Below are 311 nucleotides of genomic sequence, written 5' to 3' on the forward strand. Positions count from 1 at the left end.
GAAATGACATGCCAGGAAAGTCCAGCCGCTGCGCGAGTTCGGTCGAGCGCTTCACCAGCTCGTCGCGGGTTTCTATGCCATAGATATGCGCCTTGCTTTGGGCCTGACCGGCTTTAAAAAATAAGTCGTACAGAATAAAGCCAAGATAGGACTTGCCCGCACCATGATCGACCAGGCTGATATCACTGCGCTCCTCTTGCAATTGCTGCAGCAGCGGTTCGATGAATTGATACAGGTGATACACCTGTTTTAACTTGCGACGGCTGTCCTGATTCAGCTTACCGTCACGTGTCAGGATGTGTAGCTCCTTG

General features: G+C 51.8%; 1 protein-coding gene. It reads right to left on the reverse strand.

Going from position 1 to position 311, the window contains the following annotated elements; translation table 11 throughout:
- The coding region (locus KDM89_RS21300) for a class I SAM-dependent methyltransferase (protein WP_212689796.1) at nucleotides 1–311 on the reverse strand (311 nt) is incomplete at both ends.

Origin of the sequence: Cognatundibacterium luofuense (assembly GCF_018139685.1) — a bacterium.
GTDB lineage: Bacteria > Pseudomonadota > Gammaproteobacteria > Burkholderiales > Burkholderiaceae_D > Undibacterium > Undibacterium luofuense.